Source organism: [Rhizobium] kunmingense, from assembly GCF_977018605.1.
In genome coordinates, this window is the sequence record NZ_CDRNXG010000001.1 from 1,275,001 (window position 1) to 1,299,142 (window position 24,142).

Consider the following 24,142-nt stretch of genomic DNA (forward strand, 5'->3'; position numbering starts at 1 on the left):
TCCGAATGGGGCAACCCACCTTAAATACCTAGAAAGTTTAAGCCGTGCTTCGGTACGGTTTAGGTTTCTAGGTATTGTTTATAAGGTATCTTACCTTCGAATACATAGGGGTAAGAAGCGAACTCAGGGAACTGAAACATCTAAGTACCTGAAGGAAAGGACATCAACCGAGACTCCGTAAGTAGTGGCGAGCGAACGCGGACCAGGCCAGTGGCAATGAGGAATAAAGCTGAACAGGTTGGAAAGCCTGGCTATAGTGGGTGATAGCCCCGTAAGCGTAGAACACTCATTGTCCTTGAGTAGGGCGGGACACGTGAAATCCTGTCTGAACATGGGGAGACCACTCTCCAAGCCTAAGTACTCGTGCATGACCGATAGCGAACAAGTACCGTGAGGGAAAGGTGAAAAGCACCCCGACAAGGGGAGTGAAATAGAACCTGAAACCGGATGCCTACAAGCAGTCGGAGGGCGCAAGCCTGACGGCGTACCTTTTGTATAATGGGTCAACGACTTAGTGTAACTAGCAAGCTTAAGCCGGTAGGTGTAGGCGCAGCGAAAGCGAGTCTGAACAGGGCGTTCAGTTAGTTGCATTAGACCCGAAACCGAGTGATCTAGCCATGAGCAGGTTGAAGGTTGGGTAACACCAACTGGAGGACCGAACCCGCATCTGTTGCAATAGATTGGGATGACTTGTGGCTAGGGGTGAAAGGCCAATCAAACTCGGAGATAGCTGGTTCTCCGCGAAATCTATTTAGGTAGAGCGTCGATCGAATACCCCAGGGGGTAGAGCACTGGATGGGCTATGGGGACTCACCGTCTTACTGATCCTAACCAAACTCCGAATACCTGGGAGTACTAATCGGCAGACACACGGCGGGTGCTAACGTCCGTCGTGAAGAGGGCAACAACCCTGACCTCCAGCTAAGGTCCCCAAGTCATGGCTAAGTGGGAAAGGATGTGAGGATCCCAAAACAACCAGGATGTTGGCTTAGAAGCAGCCATCATTTAAAGAAAGCGTAACAGCTCACTGGTCTAAATAAGGGTCTTTGCGCCGAAAATGTAACGGGGCTAAAGCCATGCACCGAAGCTGAGGATACATCGTAAGATGTGTGGTAGCGGAGCGTTCCGTAAGTCTGTGAAGGGGGACCCGTGAGGGCCCCTGGAGATATCGGAAGTGCGAATGTTGACATGAGTAACGACAAAGGGGGTGAGAGACCCCCTCGCCGAAAGACCAAGGGTTCCTGCTTAAAGTTAATCTGAGCAGGGTTAGCCGGCCCCTAAGCTGAGGCAGAAATGCGTAGGTGATGGGAACCACGTTAATATTCGTGGGCCTGGTGGTAGTGACGGATTGCGTAACTTGTAAGGTCTTATTGGATTGATCTTGCAGGGAAGCGGTTCCAGGAAATAGCTCCACCGTATAGACCGTACCCGAAACCGACACAGGTGGTCAGGTAGAGTATACCAAGGCGCTTGAGAGAACTATGCTGAAGGAACTCGGCAAATTGCACGCGTAACTTCGGAAGAAGCGTGACCCTCTTTTACGCAAGTGGAAGAGGGTGGCACAGACCAGGGGGTAGCGACTGTTTATCAAAAACACAGGGCTCTGCGAAGTCGAAAGACGACGTATAGGGTCTGACGCCTGCCCGGTGCTGGAAGGTTAAAAGGAGAGGTGCAAGCTTTGAATTGAAGCCCCAGTAAACGGCGGCCGTAACTATAACGGTCCTAAGGTAGCGAAATTCCTTGTCGGGTAAGTTCCGACCTGCACGAATGGCGTAACGACTTCCCCGCTGTCTCCAGCATAGACTCAGTGAAATTGAATTCCCCGTGAAGATGCGGGGTTCCTGCGGTTAGACGGAAAGACCCCGTGCACCTTTACTATAGCTTTACACTGGCATTCGTGTCGGCATGTGTAGGATAGGTGGTAGGCTTTGAAGCGGGGACGCCAGTCTTCGTGGAGCCATCCTTGAAATACCACCCTTATCGTCATGGATGTCTAACCGCGGTCCGTCATCCGGATCCGGGACAGTGTATGGTGGGTAGTTTGACTGGGGCGGTCGCCTCCGAAAGAGTAACGGAGGCGCGCGATGGTGGGCTCAGACCGGTCGGAAATCGGTCGTCGAGTGCAATGGCATAAGCCCGCCTGACTGCGAGACTGACAAGTCGAGCAGAGACGAAAGTCGGTCATAGTGATCCGGTGGTCCCGCGTGGAAGGGCCATCGCTCAACGGATAAAAGGTACGCCGGGGATAACAGGCTGATGACCCCCAAGAGTCCATATCGACGGGGTTGTTTGGCACCTCGATGTCGGCTCATCGCATCCTGGGGCTGGAGCAGGTCCCAAGGGTTTGGCTGTTCGCCAATTAAAGCGGTACGTGAGCTGGGTTCAGAACGTCGTGAGACAGTTCGGTCCCTATCTGCCGTGGGTGTAGGAATATTGACAGGATCTGTCCCTAGTACGAGAGGACCGGGATGGACATATCTCTGGTGGACCTGTTGTCGTGCCAACGGCATAGCAGGGTAGCTATATATGGAATGGATAACCGCTGAAGGCATCTAAGCGGGAAACCAACCTGAAAACGAGTATTCCCTATCAGGGCCGTGGTAGACGACCACGTTGATAGGAGGCGTGTGGACGTGCAGTAATGCATGAAGCTTAGCCTTACTAATAGCCCGATTGGCTTAATCGTTCCCATTGATCAATGCTCATCCGCCTGCAAACGCAGGCCGTGAGACAAAGACGTGTTCAAATCAATCACTCAAAGAGTGAACCAGCTTCTCTTCACATTGCCCTTAGATGACCTGGTGGTCATGGCGGGGCGGCCGCACCCGTTCCCATTCCGAACACGGCCGTGAAACGCCCCAGCGCCAATGGTACTCCGTCTTAAGACGCGGGAGAGTAGGTCGCTGCCAGGTCTTCTAAAGGCAATGCATGCGAAAGCATGATACAATCTTCTCGACACAGCTCGGCCCAAGCCGAAACACCAGTTGGGCCGCTCATGCGGCCCTTCGTCGTTCATCGCCGAAAAACGCAGAACAAGACGGAATAAGGATGGCTCACTGGTCTTGATCTGGTGCCCGCCTTACAGGAGACAAAACCCAAAGGGTTTTGCTCCGGCAGTCCGCCAACGCCTTCGCGTTGGCATCTCGCACAAACCAAAGGTTTGTGCTCGTCGCGGGGTGGAGCAGCCCGGTAGCTCGTCAGGCTCATAACCTGAAGGCCGCAGGTTCAAATCCTGCCCCCGCAACCAATAATCTCAGAATATCTCCCATTCCGGAAACTTTCTCACAAGCTCCTTGGCGTAAGCCTCGAGGAGCTTGTCTCTTTGTGCTCCGTGTCGATCTCGCCAGATGCAATGCTTGTTAGCAGGTCGTGCTGGGCCGCGGCCACAAACTGTTGTTGCATCACATCCATCGAAGCGATGATGTTGGCGATTTCTCCGTGGACCTGCAGAGATGCCGGGTAAGCGACAAGCTGAGGCCTTCTAGACCTGGTAATTCCATGGCATGAGAGCATCGATCTCGCCGCTGGGCCAGCCCTTTGCGAGACGTTCCAGGCTGAATCGACATTCACCGCATCCATATCATGGCAGCAGCGATCTGTATGAAGCTTAGAGTGTTGATTTCCACTGAGAACTGACCCGGCGTGGCCTGATATTTCCATTGAGAATTGACCCATGTTCCAACCTTCCCTCGCATGTTTTCAGCGGGGGCTATGGAGTGATCGACATGGCGTTATTGAGCGTGATCCGACGCTGGCATTTTCGAGACCATCTATCGATCCGGGAGATTTGCCGCAGGACCGGCCTATCCCGGAATACCATTCGCAAATACCTTCGCCTGGACGGCGTGGAGCCGAAGTTCAAGGTGCCGGAGCGGCCGAGCAAGCTTGATCCGTTTGCAGATCGGTTGTCGGCCTGGCTGAAGACCGAATCCAAGAAGAACCGCAAACAGAAGCGGACGATGAAGCAATTGCATGCCGATCTGATGAGCCTCGGCTATGAGGGTTCCTATAATCGGGTGGCGGCATTTGCTCGGGAATGGCGTGATGATCGGCAGCGGGAATTGCAGACGACGGGTCGCGGGACATATGTGCCCCTGGCGTTCGATCCCGGTGAAGCCTTCCAGTTCGACTGGTCGGAAGACTGGGCCATCATCGGCAACGAGCGCACCAAACTACAGGTGGCGCACACGAAGCTGAGTTACAGCCGCGCCTTCATCGTGCGGGCCTATCTGCTGCAAACCCACGAGATGCTCTTCGACGCCCACAACCATGCATTCCGCGTGTTCGGAGGCATCCCCGGTCGTGGCATCTACGACAACATGCGCACCGCGATCGACAAGGTCGGCCGTGGCAAAGAGCGTGACGTCAACGTCCGCTTCCAGGCGATGGCCAGCCACTACCTGTTCGAACCCGAGTTCTGCAATCCGGCTTCCGGCTGGGAGAAGGGACAGGTCGAGAAGAACGTTCAGGACGCGCGTCATCGTCTGTGGCAGCCAACGCCGCGCTTTCCATCGCTGGATGCTCTGAACGACTGGCTCGAGCAGCGCTGCAAGGAGATCTGGGCGCAGACCCCACACGGCCAGATGCGTGGCTCCATTGCCGACATCTGGGCGGAGGAAGCACGCGCGCTTATGCCCGTTATCCGGCCGTTTGATGGGTTTGTCGAACACACCAAGCGTGTCTCACCGACCTGCCTCGTCCATCTGGAGCGCAATCGCTACAGCGTCCCGGCGTCCTTCGCCAATCGACCGGTGAGCCTGCGGGTCTATCCGGATCGTGTCGTGGTTGCTGCGGAAGGACAGATCGTTTGCGAGCATCGTCGCGTCATCGATCGCTCCCATGACCGACCGGGACAGACCATTTACGACTGGCGGCACTATCTGGCGGTGGTGCAGCGTAAGCCCGGCGCTCTGCGCAATGGTGCACCATTCGTCGAGCTACCGGACGCATTCCGGACCTTGCAGCAATATCTCCTGAAGAAGCCGGGTGGCGACCGCGAGATGGTCGATATCCTGGCGCTCGTCCTTCAGCACGATGAACAGGCCGTCCTGTCGGCGGTCGATATGGCACTGAAGTCCGGGATTCCGACCAAGACGCATGTACTGAACCTGCTGCATCGCCTCGTCGACGGCAAATCCTTCACGCCGCCGACCATTGATGCGCCGCAAGCCTTGACGCTCATCAACGAGCCCAAGGCCAATGTCGAACGATACGATGCCCTGAGAAAGACGGAGGCCCGCCATGCGTCATAATCCAGCAAGCGGTGCTATCGTCATCATGCTGCGGCAACTGAAGATGCACGGCATGGCACAAGCCGTCGGCGAACTGACTGAGCAAGGATCGCCGGCGTTCGAGGCTGCCATTCCGATCTTGTCGCAGCTCCTCAAGGCGGAGACCGCGGAACGTGAAGTTCGTTCGACTGCCTATCAGCTCAAAACAGCTCGCTTTCCTGCCTATCGTGATTTGAACGGCTTCGACTTCGCCAGCAGCGAGATCAACGAGGCGCTCGTGCAACAGCTTCATCGCTGCGACTTCCTGGACGATGCAAACAACATCGTTCTGGTCGGTGGCCCTGGCACGGGCAAGACACACATTGCTACCGCGATAGGTGTTCAGGCCATCGAACATCACCACAAACGGGTCCGATTCTTCTCAACGGTCGAACTGGTCAACGCGCTGGAACAGGAGAAGGCGCAAGGACGGTCTGGGCAGATCGCCAATCGGCTCGTCCACTCCGATCTCGTCATCCTCGATGAGCTTGGATACCTGCCGTTCAGCGCGTCGGGCGGTGCGATGCTGTTCCACCTGCTCAGCAAACTCTACGAGCGAACCAGCGTCATCATCACCACAAACCTCAGCTTCAGTGAATGGGCCAGCGTGTTCGGCGACGCCAAAATGACCACAGCATTGCTCGATCGGCTTACCCATCATTGCCACATCCTTGAAACCGGAAACGACAGCTTCCGCTTCAAGAACAGCTCTGCGCACGACACCAAAACGACAAAGGAGAAAACGAGGAACTTGACCACGACCGCAGACCCGAAACATACCTAACAAGCGGGTCAATTCTCGGTGGAAACGCCGGGTCAGTTCTCAGTGGCAATCAACACTCCAGCATGTCATGAGCATGGGCTATCCGTCTCATCTCCTGGCGCGGGCGGTGACGCAGCAGTTGGCGAATGCCCAGGCTGCTATTGTGAAGGGCGATATCACGGGCCTCAAGGCGGCCCTCGACTTCCTTCACGATGAGGGCGTTATAGAGATGCTCGACCACTACATCGGGACGGCACGAGGAGTGCCGCATTCAATAGAGGCGGGGTTCGCTTACGTGGCCGTTGCGGGGGATTTTGTCCAACAGCTATCCGTGGGGGCGTCGGACCGAGGCATTCAGGAGATCGTGGACGGTCTAAACAGACAGCATCCGATGTCAGACTCACCTTGGGGCTTGGTTGCCTTGTGGCTGGTCCATGACGTCGATCAGGCACAAGAAAGCATCGATTGCCATATCAAGGAGAGCGGCGGCCCAGTCTCAGGATCGCGAGACGCCGTTTGGTGGCGAGCCAGAAAGGTCCAGAGCAAGCTCGAGGAAGCGCTCATCGATTCAAACAACCTTATTCTGTCACCGTGGCATGTCGACGACGATCTCGCATTTGAGAGGCTCGGGATCAGTTCATCAGAACGATTGATTGCCGCGAACCAATCCATACCAAGGGTCGCATGAAGATGAGGCCCGATGGTCGTGAGACGTCCAGAAATCTGGGCTGCACGCCGTGTGTTGGGACCTCCGTACGACCGTGTTCTAACACCTTGATTTCCTAACTTAAACGGACTTGGGAAATTTGGACCTACCAGTTTGCGGATGTTTTCTTTGCTTTGGGAAATTCGGCGATTACCTTCACATTTGCCAGCGACAGGGTGTGGCTTACCGAACAGTTCTCGCTGCAGGGCAGCTTGCGATGGGACTATTTCAACAGCGAGTTCAAGAGCGCGGATGCAGCAGGCGTAACCACGATCGAAGGGTCCGCTACGTCGCGTGAAGTCAGCCCGGCTATCAGTGCCATCTGGGAGCCGACGGACGACTACATGCTCTACGCATCCTTCTCGCGCACCTATCGCCCGATCGGCACGGATATCGCTGCCGCGGTCGGCGGTGTCGGCAGCGAGGTTCCGAGAGACGGCCTTGATAACAGCCCTGAAAAGGCCGATACGTTCGAAATCGGCGCGAAGGCCGATTTCCTCGACGGACGTCTCGGCATTACCGGCGCGGTTTTCCAGATCGACAAGGATAACTCCTACACGACCGACCCAGTGACGGGTGAGGTTTCGCCAGGCTTCTCCGACAGTGGGCAGGGACGCCGTATCCGTGGCGTCGAGGTCGGCGTCAGCGGCAAGGTGACCGACGACTGGTCGGTCAACGTAGCCTACGCCTATCTCGACGGCGAAGTCACCTATGCCGACGATGCCGCCCAGATCGGCAACGATGCTCCGGGAGTTGCAAGGAACAACCTCACTGTGTGGACGAGCTATGATCTTCCCGAGAATGCCCTGGCCCTTCCGGGACGGTTCACGCTCGGTGGCGGTATCCAGTACGCCTCGTCCTACTGGGCCGATGCCGGAAACACGGCCGAGGTGCCGGAAACATTCTCCCTCGACGCGGTGCTCGCTTACAAGAAGGACAATTTCCGCGTCTCGTTCAATGGCTACAATCTCACGGACCACCTGAACTACACATCGACGTTCAATGCGGTGCGCGCCGTACCGACGTCCGGCCGGACATTCATGCTGAATGTCGGTGCAACCTTCTAGGCCTATCCGCTTATCAGGCGGCAGGCTTCGGTTTGCTGCCTGCTTCCCACGTACATTACAGTCGCAAAGTTCCGCCGGTATTGCGCGGCGGCGAAAGAGATAGATCCCATGCTCATCGAAATCCCGAATGTCCTCAGCAAGGACGAGATCCTGCATTGCAGATCGGTTCTGGAGAGTTCCGCATGGGTCGACGGCAGGGTCACGGCAGGTCAACAGGCTGCCCAATCCAAGTTCAATCTGCAGATACCGGTCGACAGCAGGGAGGCTATGGAGCTCGGCAACCTCATCCTGACGGCGCTCGGCCGCAACCCGACCTTCAATTCCGCTGCACTGCCGCTGCGGGTGATGCCGCCAATGTTCAATCGCTACGACGTCGGGATGAGTTTCGGCGCGCATGTCGACAATGCCATCCGGTCGGTGCCGGGATCGAACGGCGTGCGCATGCGGGCAGATGTCTCGTCGACCTTGTTCCTGACGGAACCGGAAGACTATGACGGCGGCGAACTGATCGTGGAGGATACGTACGGTACGCATTCCGTGAAGCTGGCTGCCGGCTCAATGGTCGTCTATCCGTCATCCAGCCTTCACAGGGTCTCGCCGATCACGCGCGGGAGCCGATGGGCGTCGTTCTTCTGGACGCAATCGATGGTCAAGGACGGCGGATCAAGGACGATGCTTTACGATCTCGACGTGTCGATCATCGAAACCCGGCGCCTTTTGGGGGACGACAATCATGCCGTGCTTGGTCTCGTCAATCACTACCATAATCTGCTGCGTCGCTGGGCTGAGCTTTGATGCAGGCAATCCACGGAGATAAGACTGCCGATGCCGATACTGCGACGATGGTCGAGGTGCAGCTGGCGCTTGGTCAGATGTATCTGGATCGGCGCGAGCACGATCATGCGGCGGATACGTTTCGCGCTGCGGCGAGAAGCGGGGACCCGCGCGCGCTCAACATGATGGGCCGGTGCCTGGAGCGTGGCTGGGGAGTGCAGGCTGATCCCGCGCTGGCCGCCCGATACTATCAATCTGCTGCGGAACTCGGAGACGTGTGGGCGATGTTCAATCTTGCCGACGCCTATTGCCGGGGTTCCGGCGTCGGTCGCGACAATGCGGCAGCTTATACGCTCTACATGTCGGCGGCACGCAACGGTCACGTCAAGTCACTGAACATGCTCGGCCTGTTTCATGAGGATGGGCGTATCGGACCGGCAGACCTCGACAAGGCGATGGAATTCTATCGCGGCGGTGCGGAAGGCGGTGATTGCTGGGCCCAGTTCAACCTCGCACGGGTGATGCTGTCGCATGGCGATGTCGACGATGCGTTGCCCTGGATCGACCGTGCGCTCGATTGCGGCTTTTCGTCCTTTCACCGGAGCATGGCGCAGTTGCTGATGCCGCATCCTCTGCCGCAGGTGGCGGATTACGGGCGTCGCGCCCTGCAATTAGCTGAAGCCGCAGAACGGGTAGACGGGTGATACCTTCCGACACCGTTTCGCTGGAAGACTACGAGCGCCATTTCCCGGCGCGGGTGGATGCCGCTGTCTTCGCGTATATCAATGGCCATGCCGCCGATGGCGTGACGCAGCGCGCAAACAGAGAACAGTTTTCCCGTATCGAGCTGATGCCGCGCGCGCTTGCCGACATGAGCGGGGCAACGGCAAGCTCTGTCCTGTTCGGCGAAGAACTGCCGTATCCGATCATCGTCGCACCGACCGCCTATCACAGGCTTCTTCATCCCGACGGCGAGATTGCCACGGCAACCGCCGCATCCCTGACACGTACCTGGATGACCGTGAGCACCCAGGCCAGCGTGCCGTTGGAGGAGATCGCTGCCGTATCGTCCTCCCCACTTTGGTTCCAGCTCTATATGCAGCCTGTCCATCGCGACAGCCTGTCGCTCGTCGAGCGGGCCGAAGCGGCGGGCTATCGTGCTATCGTTGTCACCGTCGATGCACCGCTCGGTGGCATTCGCAATGTGGAGCAGCGTGCCGGCTTTCATCTTCCGGCGGACGTCACGGCGGCAAACCTCGTCGGCATGGCGCCGTCCCGACCGCTCGTGGCAAGGCGCGGAAGCCCGGTGTTCGACAGGCTTGCCGAACATGCGCCCCGCTGGACCGACATCGAGGATCTGTGCCGCCGAACCCGCCTTCCCGTTCTCCTGAAAGGCGTGCTGAACCCCGATGACTGCGATCGGGCGCTTGCTGCCGGCTGCTCCGGCATCATCGTCTCCAATCACGGCGGCAGGGTGCTTGATACCGTCCCGTCGACCATGTCGGCGCTCGAAAGCATCACGGCGAGGGTGGCGGGCAGGATGCCCGTTCTGGTCGATGGCGGTTTCCGGCGCGGCACGGATATCGTCAAGGCCATTGCGCTTGGAGCCCGTGCGGTGATGATCGGCCAACCGATACTTCATGCTCTGGCCGTCGGCGGCGTCCCAGGCGTCGCTCACGTGCTGACAATCTTGCAGACGGAACTCGAGACAGCCATGGCACTGCTTGGGCGCCCGAGCCTGGCGTCCATCGACCGGACGGTCCTCACCGGTCGCGACTATTCGTAGAACAGGCAGACCCGCTGGCCGTTCACCTCGACCACGCCGATATCCATGTCATAGATTTCCTTGAGTACGGCCGGCCTGATAATCTCGCTTGCCGCGCCCTGGTGTGTCAGCTTGCCATCGCGCATCGCAATGATACGGTCGGAATACCAGGAGGCGAAGTTGATGTCGTGGAGAACAATCACCACGGTCTTCTTCAGTTCGTCGGCGGCGCGCTGCATGATCTTCATCATGCTCGACGCGTGTTTCATGTCGAGATTGTTGAGCGGTTCATCGAGCAGCACATAGTCCGTGTCCTGACACAGAACCATGGCGACGAAGGCGCGCTGACGTTGGCCGCCGGAGAGTTCGTCGAGGAAACGTCCGGCCAGGGGCTCTAGATGCAGATAGTCGAGCGCGCGGTCGATATGGACCTTGTCCTCAATCGTCGGCCTGCCTTTCGAATAGGGATAGCGCCCGAAGCTCACCAGATCGCGCACGGTCAGCCGTGAGGAGATGTGGTTGTCCTGCCTGAGAATGGAAAGCCTGCGGGCCAGAGCGTCGCTCGGCGTCCTTGTGACATCCAGACCATCGACGGTCACCGTTCCCCTCTCCATCGACATCAGGCGGGACACGATCGACAGAAATGTCGATTTTCCGGCTCCGTTCGGGCCGATGATCGAGGTAATGCCGCCTGTCGGGATGGATACCGATACGCCATCGACGACGATTGTACCACCATAGGATTTGCTGACCTCTTCGGCGATGATCATCGCGTACCCCGCTTGAGAATGAGACCTATGAAGACGATGCCGCCGACGAATTCGATGATGATCGACAGCGCGGTATTGAAGGCGAAGACCCGTTCAAGCACGACCTGACCACCGACAAGGCAAATGACTGCCATGAGAATTGCCGAGGGCAATATGTAGACATGCTTTCCGCTTCCCGTCGCATAATGCGCGAGCGCGGCAACCAGAAGGCCGAAAAACATCACCGGACCGACAAGCGCGGTCGATACCGCCACGAGGACCGATACAACCATCAGGATCGTGGTCACCGTGCGTTTGTAGTTGACGCCGAGACTTATTGCGGCCGAGCGACCGAGAGACAGGACATCCAGGGTATGCATCAGCTTCAGGCCGACGACCGTGGTGGCGGCGACGAGGACTGCCGAAACCCCCAGCAACGTCGAATCGACGGAATTGAAGCTGGCGAACAGGCTGTCCTGGAGGACCGCAAACTCGTTGGGATCCAGTACGCGCTGCATGAATGTCGAGAAGCTGCGGAACAGCACGCCGAGGATGATGCCGACCAGCACGAGCAGATGAAGGCTGCGCTCGGCGCCGACGAAAAGCCAACGGTAGAGAACAGCGGAAAACGCGACGAGCAGCACGGTCTCGACCAGAAACTTCGCCTGCGGATTGAAGAGCAGGACGATGTCGGAACCGAGAAAGGAAATCAGCGCTGTCTGCATGAGCACGTAGAGCGCGTCAAAGCCCATCACCGAGGGTGTCAGGATGCGGTTGTTGGTCACCGTCTGGAACAGGACCGTCGAGACAGCGATCGCATAGGCGACGAGCAGAAGCGACAGCAGCTTCATGCCCCTGAACTGAATGATGAAGGCCCAGCTTCCGCGCGCGCCAAGCGTCATGAACGCCAGTATGGAAAGCGCGGCGAGTGTCGCCAGCAGGTAAAGCACGAGCCGTGCCCGTCTGTCGGCATCCCTAGACAGCATGGTGGCGTTTCCGCAAAAGCAAATACAGGAACAGCACGCTGCCGATGACGCCGATCACCGTGCCGATAGGCACTTCGTACGGCGCCCGGATCGTTCGTCCGATGATATCGCAAAGTAGGACGAAGATTGCCCCAAGCGTCGCGACCCATGGAACGGAGCGGCGCATGTTATCGCCGATCATCATGCTGACGACGTTTGGCACGATCAAGCCGAGGAACGGGATCATGCCGACGGTGACGACAACGACTGCGCTGACCAGGGAAACGACCAACAGGCCGAAAGCCATGACACGCCTGTAGTTCATGCCGAGATTGGTTGTGAAGTCGCGTCCCATCCCGGCCACGGTAAAGCGATCTGCTGCGAAATAGGCGGCTACCGCAAACACGAAGCCGAGCCAGAGGAGTTCATATCGTCCGCGCAACACGCCCGAAAAATCGCCGGTCATCCAGGCGAGCATGGTCTGGGTCAGGTCGAAGCGGTAGGCGAAGAAGGCTGTAACCGAGCCGATGACGCCGCCGAGCATGATACCGATCAGTGGCACGAGCAGAACGTCGCGCAAGGGTATCTGCCTGAGGATACGCAGGAAGAGTGCGGTCCCGGCAAGCGCGAAAACGGCGGCTACCAGCATCTTGCCGAAGATGGAGGTGTCCGGCGCGATCATGGTGACGGTTAGCAGGCCGAGGCCGGCGGATTCAGTCGTTCCGGCGGTGGATGGCTCGACGAAGCGGTTGCGCACGAGCATCTGCATGATCAGGCCGGCGATCGCCATGGAACTGCCGGCGAGCACAAGCGCCAGGGTGCGCGGGATACGACTTGCCAGCAGTACCAGCATGGCATGCGCATCTGCCGTCGACGAGGCCAAAGCCGCCACGCCAACATTGCTCACGCCGACGAAGAGGCTCGTGACGGCGAGTGCAACGGCGATGAGAAACGCAAGTGCCAGTATTTTCAACAGGATTGCTCACACGGTAATGAGCTTCCGTCGGAGTGCCGACCGAAGCCCATCTTCAGATCGAGGAGGGTCGGCTTACTTCTTAGCCGAAATGGCAGTGTAGACTTGGTCCATCAGGGTCGTGAGCGCCGTATAGCCGCTGCTGACGATATAGGCCGCCTGCGGATCAAGATAGACGACCTGGCCCTTTTTCCAGGCCGTCGTCTGGTGAACCAACTCGTTGTCGAGCACCTGGGCGGCGGCATTGCCACTGTCGCTCTGTCCAACCCCCGCATCGCGGTCGATCACGAACAGCCAGTCCGGGTTCTTTTCGAGCAAGTATTCGAAGGAAACCACGTCTCCGCCGTGGAAGCGATCGTCGATGTTTTCCTCAACCGTGGCGAAACCCACTTCCTTGTGCAGCCATCCGACACGGGAATTCGGACCATAGGCGCCCAGCTTGCCGGCATTGGTCACGAGGATGATGGCCTTGCCTGCGGAAGGGGCGGCGCTTTTCAAGGCGGCCAGCTTTTCGTCGACGGCTGCGACGAGTTCCTTCGCCTTGTCCTGCTTGTCGAAGATGTCGCCGAGCTTGCTGATGTTGGTCTTGACGCTTTCGGTGAAGTTCTTGCTGTCGACCGACATATCGATGGCCGGCGTGATGGCCGACACGTCCGGATATTTGGCGCGGGAGCGTCCGCCGACGATGACAAGGTCGGCTTCTGCCGCGTTGATCGCCTCATAATCGGGTTCGAAAAGAGAGCCCACCTTGAGATACCGACTGTCCGAATAGCGTGACAGGTATTGGGGAAGGTTGGTTCCCGGAACGCCCTGCACATCGACCCCGAGAGCCGCCAGCGTATCGAGGCTCGGCATGTCGAGGACCAGCACTTTCTGCGGCGGGGACGTCAGGACAGTCTCTCCCTGCGCATGCTGGATCCTTACCTCCTGCGCCAACGCCGTCGATACCGTCGCGATCGAAAGCGCGCCGGCGATAAGGAAGCTCGTGAATATGTGGCCTGCTTTTTTCAAGGTCATCTCCTCGTCATCGAACCGTGCATGCGCCTCGGCTTCCATTTTCTGAAAACTAAACTTAACTTGATCCTTGAAGTCTGCTTTAGTTCCGGTAAGCGAATTTTGTCAAACGATGTAGTTCAGACTAGTTCTAAAGTGATTGTGCGGAAACATTCCGCGAAAGCGTTAGCTCCTTTCGAGTTCCAGGACACATAATGCAGCAGCCCACACCGAGCGTACTCGAGCGACCAATTTCGGATGCCTTGACGCCAGCGATAGAACAGCGTCTTGCCAATGGAAAACTGATAATTGTTCTTGATGCGATCCTAAAGACAGGCAGCGTAACCTTAGCCGCGAAACGCCTGGGAATGCAGACATCTGCCGTTAGTCGAATACTGGGTCAGCTTCGCGAACAGCTAAACGACCCCATCGTCATTCGTTCCGGCCGTGGGCTGGTCCCCACACCGTTCGCCGAGAAAATGCAGGCGGTCGTCGCAGCGGTGGTTGAAGGCATTGAGGCCGTTTTCCAAGGCGGCGCCGCCGACAGTTTTCGTGAGCCGCCTTTCGATGAGAGCTGGAATGTACAGAATCTTCGAGTTCTGCCGGGTTTCGCCACGAGTCGCGCCAATCTGATCGATGGAGAACCATCCGCACGCGATTTTGATGCAAAACTATCGAAGATTGGTGAGGAAGCCCATCCACAGGACCGATTGGCAAAAGCGCTCGCGATCATATCGACGACTGCGGGCCATAGGCGCCCACTTAGCCAGAACGAGGCTAAAGAGGCGATCGCCATCATTCTCGAAGGCAATGCAGACCCGGTCCAGATCGGAGCATTCATGGCTATTCTGCAGTTGCGAAACATAACTGCCAGCGAGCTTGCCGGTTTCGTTTCCGCCGTCCGCGAACATGTAGATGACCGCTTCGGCGCGACCCATCTCAGAGCCGATCTCGACTGGCCATGCTACATTTCTCCGAACCAGCAAAATCCGCCCTGGTTTATGCTTGCGGCACTTCTGGTCGCAAAGGCGGGTCATAAGGTTGTTTTGCATGGCGCATCCGGTGCAGGCGATCGGTCCGGGCGTCATGAGTTTGTCGCGAGTGCGTTGGGTATTCCAGTCTGCCACTCGGCCGAGGACGTGAGTGGCGCGCTTACGGAAAAAAGCATCGCCTATGTCCCGCTTTCTGCGTTCGCGCCACAGGTCTATCATCTCATGGGCTTGCACAGGCTGACTGGACATCGCTCTCCGATACGGAATGCAATGCATCTGGTCAGCCCTGTCAGGGCTGAGGCAACGGTGCTTGGCGTGGCTCAGTCCGGCTACAAGGACATGCACAGGGAAACCGCAATTGCACTCGGTCTGAAAAACCTGGCGATACTTGGTAACACGCGAGATGTCGCACAATTTACGCCATTCAAGGCGACGGCCATCAGCAGATTGGTGAACGGTGAGGCCATCGACACAAGGGTCCCTCGTATCAGGGAGCCGGTCTCCTTGTCCCGGCCGCGCACCACGAAAATTGAGTATTGGTGTGGAGTGTGGAGAGGAGCCGTCGTTGAGGAGCGGATCGAGAAAATTGTCATATCAACCGCCGCCACCGCCCTTTTAACGCTGGCCCGGGAGCCATGCAGTTCGTACGACGCCGCGTATAGCGAAGCTGCCCGAATCTGGAAGTCTCGTCACACGACCTGAGGTCTTCATGCAGCAAAATGGTCGGCGGACGACATGGAGCCGAAGTTCGGCATTCCGCCGGTAACCCGAGCCGCGACCACAGCACGTCACTGCGCAAGGCGTGCGGAAAGCGATATAGCTGCCGAGCGAAGCGGAGCAATGACCGGGCGAGAAAAGCGGGGTTGCAGCTGCTGCGCCGCCTGACCGAGCGGGCCTCCACCTATAATGACCGCTTCTGCCCCGTCGAGATCGAAGCAGGCGCGCACGGCGGCCTCCAGCGCGTCCGTCAGCCGTATCGGGTCGCCGACGAGATCGACCGGGTCGCCTTTCGTGAGACGAGTCCCTGTGAATGCGGTCGAGAGGCCGAGCATCTCTGCCTTCGCGGCGAAGCTCGTAACCAAGCTCGGCGTCACCGTGGCGATACCGAAGCGGCGGTGCCCGCCTGCCGCCTCGCGCATGCTTGACTCGCAGAGACCCACGACAGGGATCTGGCAACGCGACGCGAGGTCTTCAAGCCCGGGGTCGCCGAAGGCGGCGACAATGATGCCCGAGGCGCCGGCGGCTTGGGCCGTCAGCCCCATTTCGACGACGCCGGGTGCCGATGCGGCGAGCGCTTGTTCGTTGACAATCATTGCAACACCGGTGGCGGCGGTCATACCATGCACATCAAAGGTTTGCAGATGGCCTTGGGCGATCTGCGTCATCATCGCAGTGGTCGCCTGCGATGTGTTGGGATTGATCAGGGCAATCCGACGCGGGCTCACGCCAATAGCGCGGCCGTTCGGATTGTCCGGCTGTTCCCCGACGTCAGGATGTGTTTCCGGGTCAGGCATAGCGAAGGCAGGCCACCTTGCCGGATGCGTCAGCGTTTACCAGCGCCGGGACCTTGCTGTGACATGTGTCGAGAACCTGCGGACAACGGGGTGCAAAGGCACAGCCGGGCGGCATGTTGGCAAGATCCGGCGGAGATCCGGGTATCGTGACCAGCCGGTCACGGCCGTGGGCAAGCTCGACGCGGGCGCCGAGAAGCCCCTTGGTATAGGGGTGTTTCGGGTTGCGGATAATATCGCCGACCAAGCCTTCCTCGACGATCCGGCCAGCATACATCACAGCAATGCGGTCGGCGACTTCGGCCGCCACACCGATATCATGGGTCACGAAGATTACAGAAAGCCCGTATTCCTCCTGCAGTTCACGGATGAGCAGCAGGATCTGGATCTGAACGGTGGCATCGAGCGCAGTGGTCGGTTCGTCGGCGAGGAGCACTTTCGGATTGCAGGCCAGCGCCATGGCGATCATCGCACGCTGCAGCATGCCCCCCGACATTTCGTGCGGATAATTCTGCAAACGCCGTTCGGGCGAGGGGATGCGGACTTTCTGAAAGAGCGCAAGCGCACGCGCGGAGGCTTGCCTACGCGACACCTTTTCGTGCCGCATGATGGTTTCCTCGATCTGCTGGCCGACGGTGTAGACTGGGTCCAGGGCAAGGCGCGGCTCCTGGAAGACCATGGAGACGACGGCGCCGCGCAGGGCGCCGAGTTCGCGGGTCGAGAGCCCCATGATGTCGCGGCCGGAGACCGTCATTTCACCGTCGATCGTGGTGCCCTTGGGATGCAGGCGTAGAAGCGAGCGCATCGTCACGCTTTTGCCCGAGCCGGATTCTCCCAACAGCGCGACAACCTCACCCGGATTGACGGAGAGGCTGACGCCGTTGACGGCTCTCACGGGCTTTCGACCGCGATTGAAGGTGACCGACAGATTGCGGATGTCGATCATGTTTTCGGCGTGCGGGTCTGCTTGCATATCAGGCCTCCGTCAATGCTGGCGAGCGGCTATGGCCCGCGCCCGGTATGGACATCAGGCAGGCCGCAGACTGCTGTGCGGAAATGCCCGTCAGTGGCGGCAGAAGATCGCTGCATATGTCTTCAGCGAAGCAACAGCGCGTGTGGAAACGACAGCCAGGGGGCGGGTCGATCGGGTTGGGCGGGTCGCCCGACAGTGGCGGCACTCTCGTGCGTTCCGACGGGTCCATTTTCGGCATTGAGGCGAGAAGCGCCGCCGAATAGGGGTGGCGGGTATCGTCGAAAATGGCGTCGCGCGTGCCAAGCTCGGCAACCTTGCCGAGATACATGACCATCACCCGGTCGCACATGAAGCGCACGACGTTGAGATCGTGGGAGATGAACAGGTAGGTGAGACCGAAATCACGCTTCAGGTCGAGAAGCAGATTGAGGACCTGGGCTTCGACGGATTTGTCGAGCGCCGATACCGCCTCGTCGAGAATGACGAGACGCGGTTCGAGGGCAAGCGCTCTTGCGATATTGACGCGCTGCCGCTGACCACCCGAGAGTTCATGCGGGTAACGACCGGCAAAACGCGATGGTTCAAGGCCGACCCGATGCAACAGGTCATGGGCGCGGGCGATCGCCTTTTGTGCCGGTACGCCATGTATGCGGGGTGCGAAGGCGATCGTCTCTTCCATGGTCAGACGCGGATTGAGCGAGGCATAGCTGTCCTGAAACACCATTTGCACCTGCCGGCGATAGTCGGAGAGGGACAGCTGGTCGCCGACTTTTTCTCCGTCGAACAGGATTTCCCCCTGATCGGGCATGATGAGCTGCATCAGCAGCCTTGCCGTCGTCGATTTGCCGCAACCGCTCTCGCCGACGACGCCCAGGGTTTCTCCCTTCAAGATGTCGAAATCCACACCATCGACGGCGCGGACCATTTTCTTCGGCTTCAGAAATCCGCTTCCCTTGACGGGGAAGTGCTTGAGCAGACCGCGCGCGGAAATCAGGGGCTGGGCCGGGCCGCCTCTTTGGCCGAGCGGCAGATCGTAAGCCGGTTCTTCAACGATGCTGATCATGATTTCACGTCCATGGCCGAGCGCAGCCCGTCTGAGAAAAGGTTGAAGCAGATCGATGTGATGAAGATCATCACGCCGGGCAGTGCTGCGACGAATGGGTTGTTGTAGATCGCGGTTCTCAGCGTATTGAGCATCAGGCCCCATTCGGCATCCGGCGGACGCACGCCGAGGCCAAGGAAGGACAGCCCGGACGCCAGGATCATCGATACGGAGATAAGGCTGGTGGCGAAGACGAAGATCGGGCCGAGAACATTGCCGAGAATGTGAATGCGGATGATCGTCAGTGCTGGTGCGCCCGAGGCGCGGGCGGCATCGACATAGTCGAGTTTTCTGACCTGTGTCGTGACGCTTTCGGCAACGCGGGCGATCTGCGGGATGAAGACTACGGTCAGCGATACGAGCGCGTTGGTGAGGCCCGAGCCGAGCGCGCCGGACAGCGCCACGGCGAGAAGCACGGAGGGAAAGGCATAGAAGACGTCTACGAGACGCATGATCAAAGTGTTCGTCAGGCCACCGGCGTATCCGGCGATGATGCCGATCGTCGTGCCGATAACGAAGGCGATCGGCACCGGAATGACGCCCATGATGAGCGAGAGCCGCGCGCCGTAGATGAGGCGGGACAGCATGTCGCGGCCGAGTTCATCGGTGCCGAGAATATAGCCCGGTGTCCCGATCGGCCGCAGCCGGCGGATGACGCTGCCTCTCGCCGGGTCGTAAGGCGCGATATAGGGAGCGAAGATCGCGATCAGCACCAGCAGCAGCAGGATGGCAAGCGCCGTCACCGCCACCGGATCACGACAGACCCGGCGCAGGACGCCGCTCCAGAAGCCCGGAGATTTCACGATATGCGGTGGCGTCACCGCGATTTCTGCTGTCATGACGGCCATCGTCAGCTCCTCTGGATGCGGGGATCGATGGCGCTCTGCAACACGTCGACCAGGAGATTGAGGAAGACGAAGAACATGGCCAGGACCAGGATCGTGCCCTGCAGGATCGGCAGGTCGCGGGTGAAGATTGCGCCATTGAGAAGAAAGCCGGTTCCGGGCCATGAGAAGACGGTTTCGATCAGGATCGAACCGCCCAGAAGATAGCCGAGCTGCAGGCCCATGACCGACAGGGCGGTGGGGGCGGCATTGCGCACCACATGCCGGAGAATCTGCTGCGACATCAGTCCCTTCGCCGCCAGCGCCTGGGTGAAATCCTGCGACAGGATATCCGCCACCAGCGAGCGGATGGTGCGGGCGATGATGCCCATCGGAATGACCGACATGGTGACGGCCGGAAGAATAAGGAAACGGATGTAATCCCAGCTGAAGCTGCGGCCCGCCGACCCTTCCGGTCCGCCGCCCATGGCAGGCAGCCAGCCCAGCGTTACCGAGAAAGCGATGACGAGAACCATGCCCAGCCAGTAGTGCGGCACGCTGACGCCGAGCATGGAGAGCGCCGAGGCGAGGCGATCGATCCAGCCGCCGCGGAAGACGCCGGCGAGAAAGCCGAGCGTGGCCCCGAAAACGAAGCCGATGGCTGCGGCAAACAGCGCCAGGATGATGGAGTTGACCGATGCGTCGAGTATCTCGTTCAGCACCGGCCTGCCGGTGGCGATGGAGGTGCCGAGGTCGCCCTGCAGGGCATTCCATACCCACAACACATACTGGACCGGCAGCGGTTGATCCAGGCCGTACAGGGCGCGCATCTGCGCCTGCATTTCGGCCGACGCGTCCGACGGCAGGATGGCCGCGAGCGGGTCTCCCGGCGCGATATGGATGAGCATGAAACAGACGATGCTGACGCCGATCGTCACCGGAATGACGTGGAGCAGCCTTTTGAAAGCATAGAGCAGCATGAGGTCCTCACCAAGGATCTTGATCGGGCGTCACGGGCTGTGGCGCGCGAGAAGCCCGCGCGCCACATGCTCGGGTCAAGGATCGACGGTGATGGGCGAGAAGTCCTGGAACCAGTTCTGGGCCTGGACGAAGCCTTTTACCTTGTCGGTCATCGCGCGCGGGTTGACGTCATGCGTCACCATCAGGAACAGGGCGTCGTTGACGTATTTCTCATGCACCTGCTGCATGACCTTGTCCTGCTCCGCCGTATCGAAGGTATTGCGAACCTTCTCGAACAGGGCATCCATTTCCTGGTCGCAGTAATAGCCCCAGTTGGTGCCTGTCGGTGGCGCCAGGCTGCATTGCGACTGGCGGATCATGGCGGTGAACGGGTCCTGGATGAAGTAGCTGTAGTTGACGGCGGTGCCTTCCCTGGCGGTCGCATCCTTGGCTCCCGCACGCCAGACGTTGATGACCGTGTTCCAGTCCATCACCTCGTATTCGACGTCGATGCCGATTTCCGACAGCGTCTGCTGGATATATTCGTTCATCTGAAGCGGCAGCATCTGACCCGAACCGGAGGAAGAGATGATCGCCTTGGTCTTGATGCGGTTATCCGGCCCAAAGCCGGCCTCCGCCATCAATTTGGTGGCTTCCTCGATATTGTATTCGAGCTTGAAGGTGGGGCTGCCGAACCACTGGTGGCCGGGCGGCATGTAACCCTGCGCCGGGATGGACAGGCCACCGAGCAATTCGTTCAGGCCTTCGCGATCGACGGCGAGGTTTGCGGCCTTGCGGACGCGGATATCGTTCCACGGCGAGCCTTCGACGCGGGAGAGGTGCCATGTCCAGTTATGAGGGTAGGCGTTGGTAACGATCGAGAAACCCGCTTCCTTGAGGGAGGTGACGGAATCCGGTGCCGGTGCCTCGATCCAGTCGACCTGGCCGGATCGCAAGGCCGCGACACGGGTGTTCGGCTCGGGAAGCGGTATCAGGACCAGCTTGTCGAGTTTCGGAACGCGGGCCTTGTCCCAGTAGTCCGCATTGGGGGTCAGTTCGGCGCGCTCGCGTGGGGTGAAACCGTTCTCCAGCTTCCATGGACCTGTGCCGGAGGGCTTCTGCGCCACTGCATCCCAGCTCCTGCCCTGGGTTTCCCAATTGGCCGGAGAGGACATGAGAATCCAGCTCAGCTGATAGGGAAGCGTCGCATCAGGCGTCTTGGTCGTGATCTCGACGGTTTGCGGGTCGACCACGCGATAGGATGCGACTGCCGGAATACGCGACCGGCCCTGCGCGGACTGGCGCTTGTCGAATTGCGGGGCGGTGTCGAGCATGATCTTGTCGAGGTTCCAGACAACCGCTGCCGCATCGAAGCTGCTGCCGTCATGGAACTTCACGCCTTCGCGCAGGGTAAAGGTCCATTTGGTCTTGTCGGCGTCATCGACGGCCCATGTGGTCGCGAGGCTGGGGATGAGGCCGGAGGGCTTGTCGGCGCTGGAAAGATCCCACTCGATCAGTGAGTTATAGACCGTATAGCCCATGAAGCGCTGGCCTTCGCCGCCCTGGTCTGTCTGCCCGGTCGTGAGCGGAATGTCGGAAGCTGTCATACCGATGCGCAGCGTGCCGGCTGCAAGTGCCGTATTGGCTGACAAAAAGGCCAGGGCTGCAGCGCCAATCGCCGAGGCAAGGCGATAGCGGCCCGACGATGGGAAGGCTTTTTCCATCAATGTTTTCGTCATGCTGTTCCCTCTTTTTTGAAATGCCGGACTTTTGCCCAGTCGGATAAAGAGCAAGCAGACTTCGTGCCATTTGCCTGTGGGGCGAATTTTCTATTTTATTACAGTTGTTTGGTTGTGTTTCGGCAGGACTTGTTCGATGCGGTGAGGCAAAACTGAGCAAAAATGCAGATCCCGGTTGCGGATATTTGTCGCATAAATCGCCCCGCGCGGGCATCGAGATGCTGTGTGAGCATTTTTACGTGGGGGCTCGGATTGTCCCGATACACATTTCGCATGCTCGCCCTAGTTACGCCTGCGGCGAGTTCACAACGGGAGAGAACTATGCAGATCAATAGAACAGGTTCTGCTCATTGGACGGGTGGGCTGAAGGACGGCAAGGGCAAGATTTCCACCCAGAGCGGAGCGCTCAGTGATTATCCCTATGGTTTTGCCAGCCGTTTCGAAGGCGTTCCGGGCACCAATCCGGAGGAATTGATCGGTGCGGCGCATGCCGGGTGCTTCACCATGGCTTTGTCGCTGATCCTTGGCGAAGCGGGCTTTACAGCCGAGGCGATGGAAACGAAGGCAAAGGTTACTCTCGAGCAGGTGCCAGACGGTTTTGCCATCTCGGGGATTTCGTTGGCGCTGAAGGGCAAGGTGCCTGGGCTCGATCTTGCCGGTTTCACCGAGCTTGCCAACAAGGCAAAGGCCGGATGCCCGGTATCGAAAGCGCTCTCTGCGGTGCCGATCACTCTTTCTGTCGAGTTCACTTAAAGCACCGCATGCAATCATCGGATCACCGGAAGGGATCGATCTGTCCGGATTTGCGCATTCCGGACAGTACACCGTTTGCCGATTTTGCTCGACCTGCTGCCCTATCGTGTTCGGCATGACTGCCTGAAGTGCGCCGTGATCCAGGCATAAGGCGGGCCAAGGTGGCGATCACCCTGCAGTTCCCAGCGGAACCATTCGTCGATAGAGAGTGGGTGTCGCTGGCGGATAGTCTGGTTACTGATTTTCGAGCTGCTGCTCGATCAGTTCTCGGGCCAGTTCATGTGTGCCATCTTCGTCCGAGCCGGCGACGTCGTCGATTTTTTCAATCGCCGATACATAGATCGCCTTTTCCTCGTCGGTCGATAGAATTCCCTTTTCAACCAGCGTGTCCACCAGCGAAGACAGGAGTGCGGCAGACGAGAGGGTCAAGGCTTCCGACATCAGTCTTGCGGATTCGTCGGTCATTCGGAGATCTCCCCAATCAAGCAAAAACGATGCGACGATTGAGTTCCGGAACGCCGCCATGAAGCACCGGAGGGCTGCTGGATGACTTACAGCCTATCCCCGTACGCACAAGAAATGCCAATTTTACAGCATTCGGCAAGTGCAATCGTCAGGACCGGTTACGCGGTAACCTTAATGTCAGGCAAGCAAGGTTCGCGGAAAAACGGAGTGGAAGGGAGATGGCGCCACTCGCGAACAGACTGGTTTCTGATAGCCTCAGAGGCCACTCGCCCGCAAGGATGCGCTCAATCCCGCTTCATCTCGACGCGAAAGCCGCGGTTCTTGTTGGAGATAGAGGCCTTTTCATTGGCGGCCGGCGGTTGTTTCATTGAAAGCCGTATTCCGGGCAGGAGATCCGTCAGTGCATCGACCGTGGTTATCTCACGCAGCTGATCTCTATCCTCGTTTAGGATCGCAACAGAGGTCATCGTCAGCGGTCGACCATGACGAATGTGGTCCGAGATGATATCCCGCATGGCAATCATGACGTTCTTTGCGGCATCTTCCAAATCTTGATACTCCGCGACTTGAGTTTCGCTGAGCGACGGGTCCGAATCCCTGAAATTCAGAAAAAATACAGACATCACGTTATTCTCCTCGGAGCATCCACCCTTGATTAATAACCGGGTTCAGCTCAGATCTAGCGACAAACGTGTGGTTTACCAATACCAAACTCACCTGACTAAATAGTTCTCCCTGTCAATTTTTCCAGATTAGAGTTGTTTTTCGTGAGTTTCACGATTTATATTCTGATTCAAA

At 58.5% G+C, this 24,142-nt stretch carries 21 protein-coding genes, 1 tRNA gene and 2 rRNA genes (1 of these 24 cut by a window edge); 12 read left to right on the forward strand and 12 right to left on the reverse strand.

Features of this window, described 5'->3' with window-relative positions; all coding sequences use genetic code 11:
• The 10 genes from AC0JZ4_RS06325 to AC0JZ4_RS06370 all read left to right on the forward strand — a co-directional run.
• Positions 1-2,686: ribosomal RNA gene (locus tag AC0JZ4_RS06325) — 23S ribosomal RNA — on the forward strand (it extends 113 nt beyond the left edge of the window).
• A 111-nt stretch (positions 2,687-2,797) separates the two neighbouring features.
• A 5S ribosomal RNA gene (gene rrf, locus AC0JZ4_RS06330) occupies positions 2,798-2,912 on the forward strand.
• Positions 2,913-3,170: 258 nt separating this feature from the next.
• A tRNA-Met gene (locus AC0JZ4_RS06335) sits at positions 3,171-3,247 on the forward strand.
• Between the two features lie 478 nt (positions 3,248-3,725).
• Positions 3,726-5,252: an IS21 family transposase gene (istA, locus tag AC0JZ4_RS06340; RefSeq protein WP_471885053.1), complete on the forward strand. Its 1,527-nt coding sequence runs from the start codon at positions 3,726-3,728 to the stop codon at positions 5,250-5,252.
• Positions 5,242-6,054, forward strand: a complete 813-nt coding sequence (gene istB / locus AC0JZ4_RS06345; protein WP_094513296.1) for an IS21-like element helper ATPase IstB — start codon at positions 5,242-5,244, stop codon at positions 6,052-6,054. Before istA ends, istB begins: the two co-directional genes overlap by 11 nt.
• A 67-nt stretch (positions 6,055-6,121) precedes the next feature.
• Positions 6,122-6,721 carry a hypothetical protein gene (locus tag AC0JZ4_RS06350; RefSeq protein ID WP_471885558.1) on the forward strand — a complete coding sequence of 200 codons (600 nt, stop codon included), beginning with the start codon at positions 6,122-6,124 and terminating at the stop codon, positions 6,719-6,721.
• 152 nt (positions 6,722-6,873) lie between these two features.
• Complete coding sequence (locus AC0JZ4_RS06355; protein WP_471885559.1) at positions 6,874-7,806, forward strand: TonB-dependent receptor; 933 nt, start codon at positions 6,874-6,876, stop codon at positions 7,804-7,806.
• A 108-nt stretch (positions 7,807-7,914) separates the two neighbouring features.
• Positions 7,915-8,601, forward strand: a complete 687-nt coding sequence (locus AC0JZ4_RS06360; protein WP_471885560.1) for a Fe2+-dependent dioxygenase — start codon at positions 7,915-7,917, stop codon at positions 8,599-8,601.
• Positions 8,601-9,284, forward strand: coding sequence for a tetratricopeptide repeat protein (locus AC0JZ4_RS06365; RefSeq protein ID WP_471885561.1), 684 nt, complete (start codon positions 8,601-8,603; stop codon positions 9,282-9,284). The genes AC0JZ4_RS06360 and AC0JZ4_RS06365 overlap by 1 nt, the downstream gene beginning before the upstream one ends.
• Positions 9,281-10,366 (forward strand): alpha-hydroxy acid oxidase, encoded by a 1,086-nt coding sequence (locus tag AC0JZ4_RS06370; protein ID WP_471885562.1) that lies wholly within the window; start codon positions 9,281-9,283, stop codon positions 10,364-10,366. Before AC0JZ4_RS06365 ends, AC0JZ4_RS06370 begins: the two co-directional genes overlap by 4 nt.
• Here AC0JZ4_RS06370 and AC0JZ4_RS06375 read toward each other — a convergent pair.
• From AC0JZ4_RS06375 to AC0JZ4_RS06390, 4 genes are all read right to left on the reverse strand, one after another.
• Positions 10,357-11,115, reverse strand: coding sequence for an iron ABC transporter ATP-binding protein (locus AC0JZ4_RS06375; protein ID WP_471885563.1), 759 nt, complete (start codon positions 11,113-11,115; stop codon positions 10,357-10,359). The two genes, AC0JZ4_RS06370 and AC0JZ4_RS06375, sit on opposite strands and share 10 nt — an antisense overlap.
• The gene (locus tag AC0JZ4_RS06380) at positions 11,112-12,080 is read right to left on the reverse strand and encodes an iron chelate uptake ABC transporter family permease subunit (RefSeq protein ID WP_471885564.1); all 969 of its coding nucleotides are present in this window, start codon (positions 12,078-12,080) and stop codon (positions 11,112-11,114) included. The genes AC0JZ4_RS06375 and AC0JZ4_RS06380 overlap by 4 nt, the downstream gene beginning before the upstream one ends.
• Complete coding sequence (locus AC0JZ4_RS06385; protein ID WP_471885565.1) at positions 12,070-13,032, reverse strand: ABC transporter permease; 963 nt, start codon at positions 13,030-13,032, stop codon at positions 12,070-12,072. Before AC0JZ4_RS06385 ends, AC0JZ4_RS06380 begins: the two co-directional genes overlap by 11 nt.
• Positions 13,033-13,107: 75 nt before the next feature.
• Positions 13,108-14,043 carry a siderophore ABC transporter substrate-binding protein gene (locus AC0JZ4_RS06390; RefSeq protein ID WP_471885566.1) on the reverse strand — a complete coding sequence of 312 codons (936 nt, stop codon included), beginning with the start codon at positions 14,041-14,043 and terminating at the stop codon, positions 13,108-13,110.
• A 197-nt stretch (positions 14,044-14,240) separates the two neighbouring features.
• On the opposite strand from AC0JZ4_RS06390, the gene AC0JZ4_RS06395 reads away from it, so the two are divergent.
• A complete protein-coding gene (locus AC0JZ4_RS06395) occupies positions 14,241-15,719 on the forward strand; it encodes a glycosyl transferase family protein (protein ID WP_471885567.1) in 1,479 nt (492 codons plus the stop codon).
• An 86-nt stretch (positions 15,720-15,805) separates the two neighbouring features.
• Here the strand turns inward: AC0JZ4_RS06395 and AC0JZ4_RS06400 are convergent, their stop codons facing one another.
• From AC0JZ4_RS06400 to AC0JZ4_RS06425, 6 genes are all read right to left on the reverse strand, one after another.
• Positions 15,806-16,531, reverse strand: coding sequence for an aspartate/glutamate racemase family protein (locus AC0JZ4_RS06400; RefSeq protein WP_471885568.1), 726 nt, complete (start codon positions 16,529-16,531; stop codon positions 15,806-15,808).
• Positions 16,524-17,501, reverse strand: a complete 978-nt coding sequence (locus AC0JZ4_RS06405; protein ID WP_471885569.1) for an ABC transporter ATP-binding protein — start codon at positions 17,499-17,501, stop codon at positions 16,524-16,526. Before AC0JZ4_RS06405 ends, AC0JZ4_RS06400 begins: the two co-directional genes overlap by 8 nt.
• 1 nt (position 17,502) lies before the next feature.
• Positions 17,503-18,564 carry an ABC transporter ATP-binding protein gene (locus tag AC0JZ4_RS06410; protein WP_471885570.1) on the reverse strand — a complete coding sequence of 354 codons (1,062 nt, stop codon included), beginning with the start codon at positions 18,562-18,564 and terminating at the stop codon, positions 17,503-17,505.
• Positions 18,561-19,451: an ABC transporter permease gene (locus AC0JZ4_RS06415; protein WP_471885571.1), complete on the reverse strand. Its 891-nt coding sequence runs from the start codon at positions 19,449-19,451 to the stop codon at positions 18,561-18,563. The genes AC0JZ4_RS06410 and AC0JZ4_RS06415 overlap by 4 nt, the downstream gene beginning before the upstream one ends.
• Positions 19,452-19,453: 2 nt before the next feature.
• Positions 19,454-20,407: an ABC transporter permease gene (locus AC0JZ4_RS06420; RefSeq protein WP_471885572.1), complete on the reverse strand. Its 954-nt coding sequence runs from the start codon at positions 20,405-20,407 to the stop codon at positions 19,454-19,456.
• A gap of 75 nt (positions 20,408-20,482) precedes the next feature.
• Entirely contained in the window at positions 20,483-22,126 is a 1,644-nt protein-coding gene (locus tag AC0JZ4_RS06425; protein ID WP_471885573.1) for an ABC transporter substrate-binding protein, read from the reverse strand.
• A gap of 321 nt (positions 22,127-22,447) precedes the next feature.
• Here AC0JZ4_RS06425 and AC0JZ4_RS06430 point away from each other — a divergent pair, with 321 nt between their 5' ends.
• Positions 22,448-22,879, forward strand: coding sequence for an OsmC family protein (locus AC0JZ4_RS06430; RefSeq protein WP_471885574.1), 432 nt, complete (start codon positions 22,448-22,450; stop codon positions 22,877-22,879).
• Positions 22,880-23,113: 234 nt separating this feature from the next.
• Here the strand turns inward: AC0JZ4_RS06430 and AC0JZ4_RS06435 are convergent, their stop codons facing one another.
• Positions 23,114-23,344, reverse strand: coding sequence for a hypothetical protein (locus AC0JZ4_RS06435; RefSeq protein ID WP_471885575.1), 231 nt, complete (start codon positions 23,342-23,344; stop codon positions 23,114-23,116).
• A 284-nt stretch (positions 23,345-23,628) separates the two neighbouring features.
• Entirely contained in the window at positions 23,629-23,967 is a 339-nt protein-coding gene (locus AC0JZ4_RS06440; RefSeq protein ID WP_471885576.1) for a hypothetical protein, read from the reverse strand.
• Positions 23,968-24,142 lie beyond the last annotated feature (175 nt).

Bases quoted from the DNA above. Each gene is read 5' to 3' on its own strand.
- istA (WP_471885053.1), top strand. From the start codon at position 3,726: ATGGCGTTATTGAGCGTGATCCGACGCTGGCATTTTCGAGACCATCTA.
- istB (WP_094513296.1), top strand. From the start codon at position 5,242: ATGCGTCATAATCCAGCAAGCGGTGCTATCGTCATCATGCTGCGGCAA.
- AC0JZ4_RS06350 (WP_471885558.1), top strand. From the start codon at position 6,122: ATGAGCATGGGCTATCCGTCTCATCTCCTGGCGCGGGCGGTGACGCAG.
- AC0JZ4_RS06360 (WP_471885560.1), top strand. From the start codon at position 7,915: ATGCTCATCGAAATCCCGAATGTCCTCAGCAAGGACGAGATCCTGCAT.
- AC0JZ4_RS06365 (WP_471885561.1), top strand. From the start codon at position 8,601: ATGCAGGCAATCCACGGAGATAAGACTGCCGATGCCGATACTGCGACG.
- AC0JZ4_RS06375 (WP_471885563.1), bottom strand. From the start codon at position 11,115: ATGATCATCGCCGAAGAGGTCAGCAAATCCTATGGTGGTACAATCGTC.
- AC0JZ4_RS06380 (WP_471885564.1), bottom strand. From the start codon at position 12,080: ATGCTGTCTAGGGATGCCGACAGACGGGCACGGCTCGTGCTTTACCTG.
- AC0JZ4_RS06395 (WP_471885567.1), top strand. From the start codon at position 14,241: ATGCAGCAGCCCACACCGAGCGTACTCGAGCGACCAATTTCGGATGCC.
- AC0JZ4_RS06400 (WP_471885568.1), bottom strand. From the start codon at position 16,531: ATGCCTGACCCGGAAACACATCCTGACGTCGGGGAACAGCCGGACAAT.
- AC0JZ4_RS06405 (WP_471885569.1), bottom strand. From the start codon at position 17,501: ATGCAAGCAGACCCGCACGCCGAAAACATGATCGACATCCGCAATCTG.
- AC0JZ4_RS06410 (WP_471885570.1), bottom strand. From the start codon at position 18,564: ATGATCAGCATCGTTGAAGAACCGGCTTACGATCTGCCGCTCGGCCAA.
- AC0JZ4_RS06415 (WP_471885571.1), bottom strand. From the start codon at position 19,451: ATGGCCGTCATGACAGCAGAAATCGCGGTGACGCCACCGCATATCGTG.
- AC0JZ4_RS06420 (WP_471885572.1), bottom strand. From the start codon at position 20,407: ATGCTGCTCTATGCTTTCAAAAGGCTGCTCCACGTCATTCCGGTGACG.
- AC0JZ4_RS06425 (WP_471885573.1), bottom strand. From the start codon at position 22,126: ATGACGAAAACATTGATGGAAAAAGCCTTCCCATCGTCGGGCCGCTAT.
- AC0JZ4_RS06430 (WP_471885574.1), top strand. From the start codon at position 22,448: ATGCAGATCAATAGAACAGGTTCTGCTCATTGGACGGGTGGGCTGAAG.
- AC0JZ4_RS06435 (WP_471885575.1), bottom strand. From the start codon at position 23,344: ATGACCGACGAATCCGCAAGACTGATGTCGGAAGCCTTGACCCTCTCG.
- AC0JZ4_RS06440 (WP_471885576.1), bottom strand. From the start codon at position 23,967: ATGTCTGTATTTTTTCTGAATTTCAGGGATTCGGACCCGTCGCTCAGC.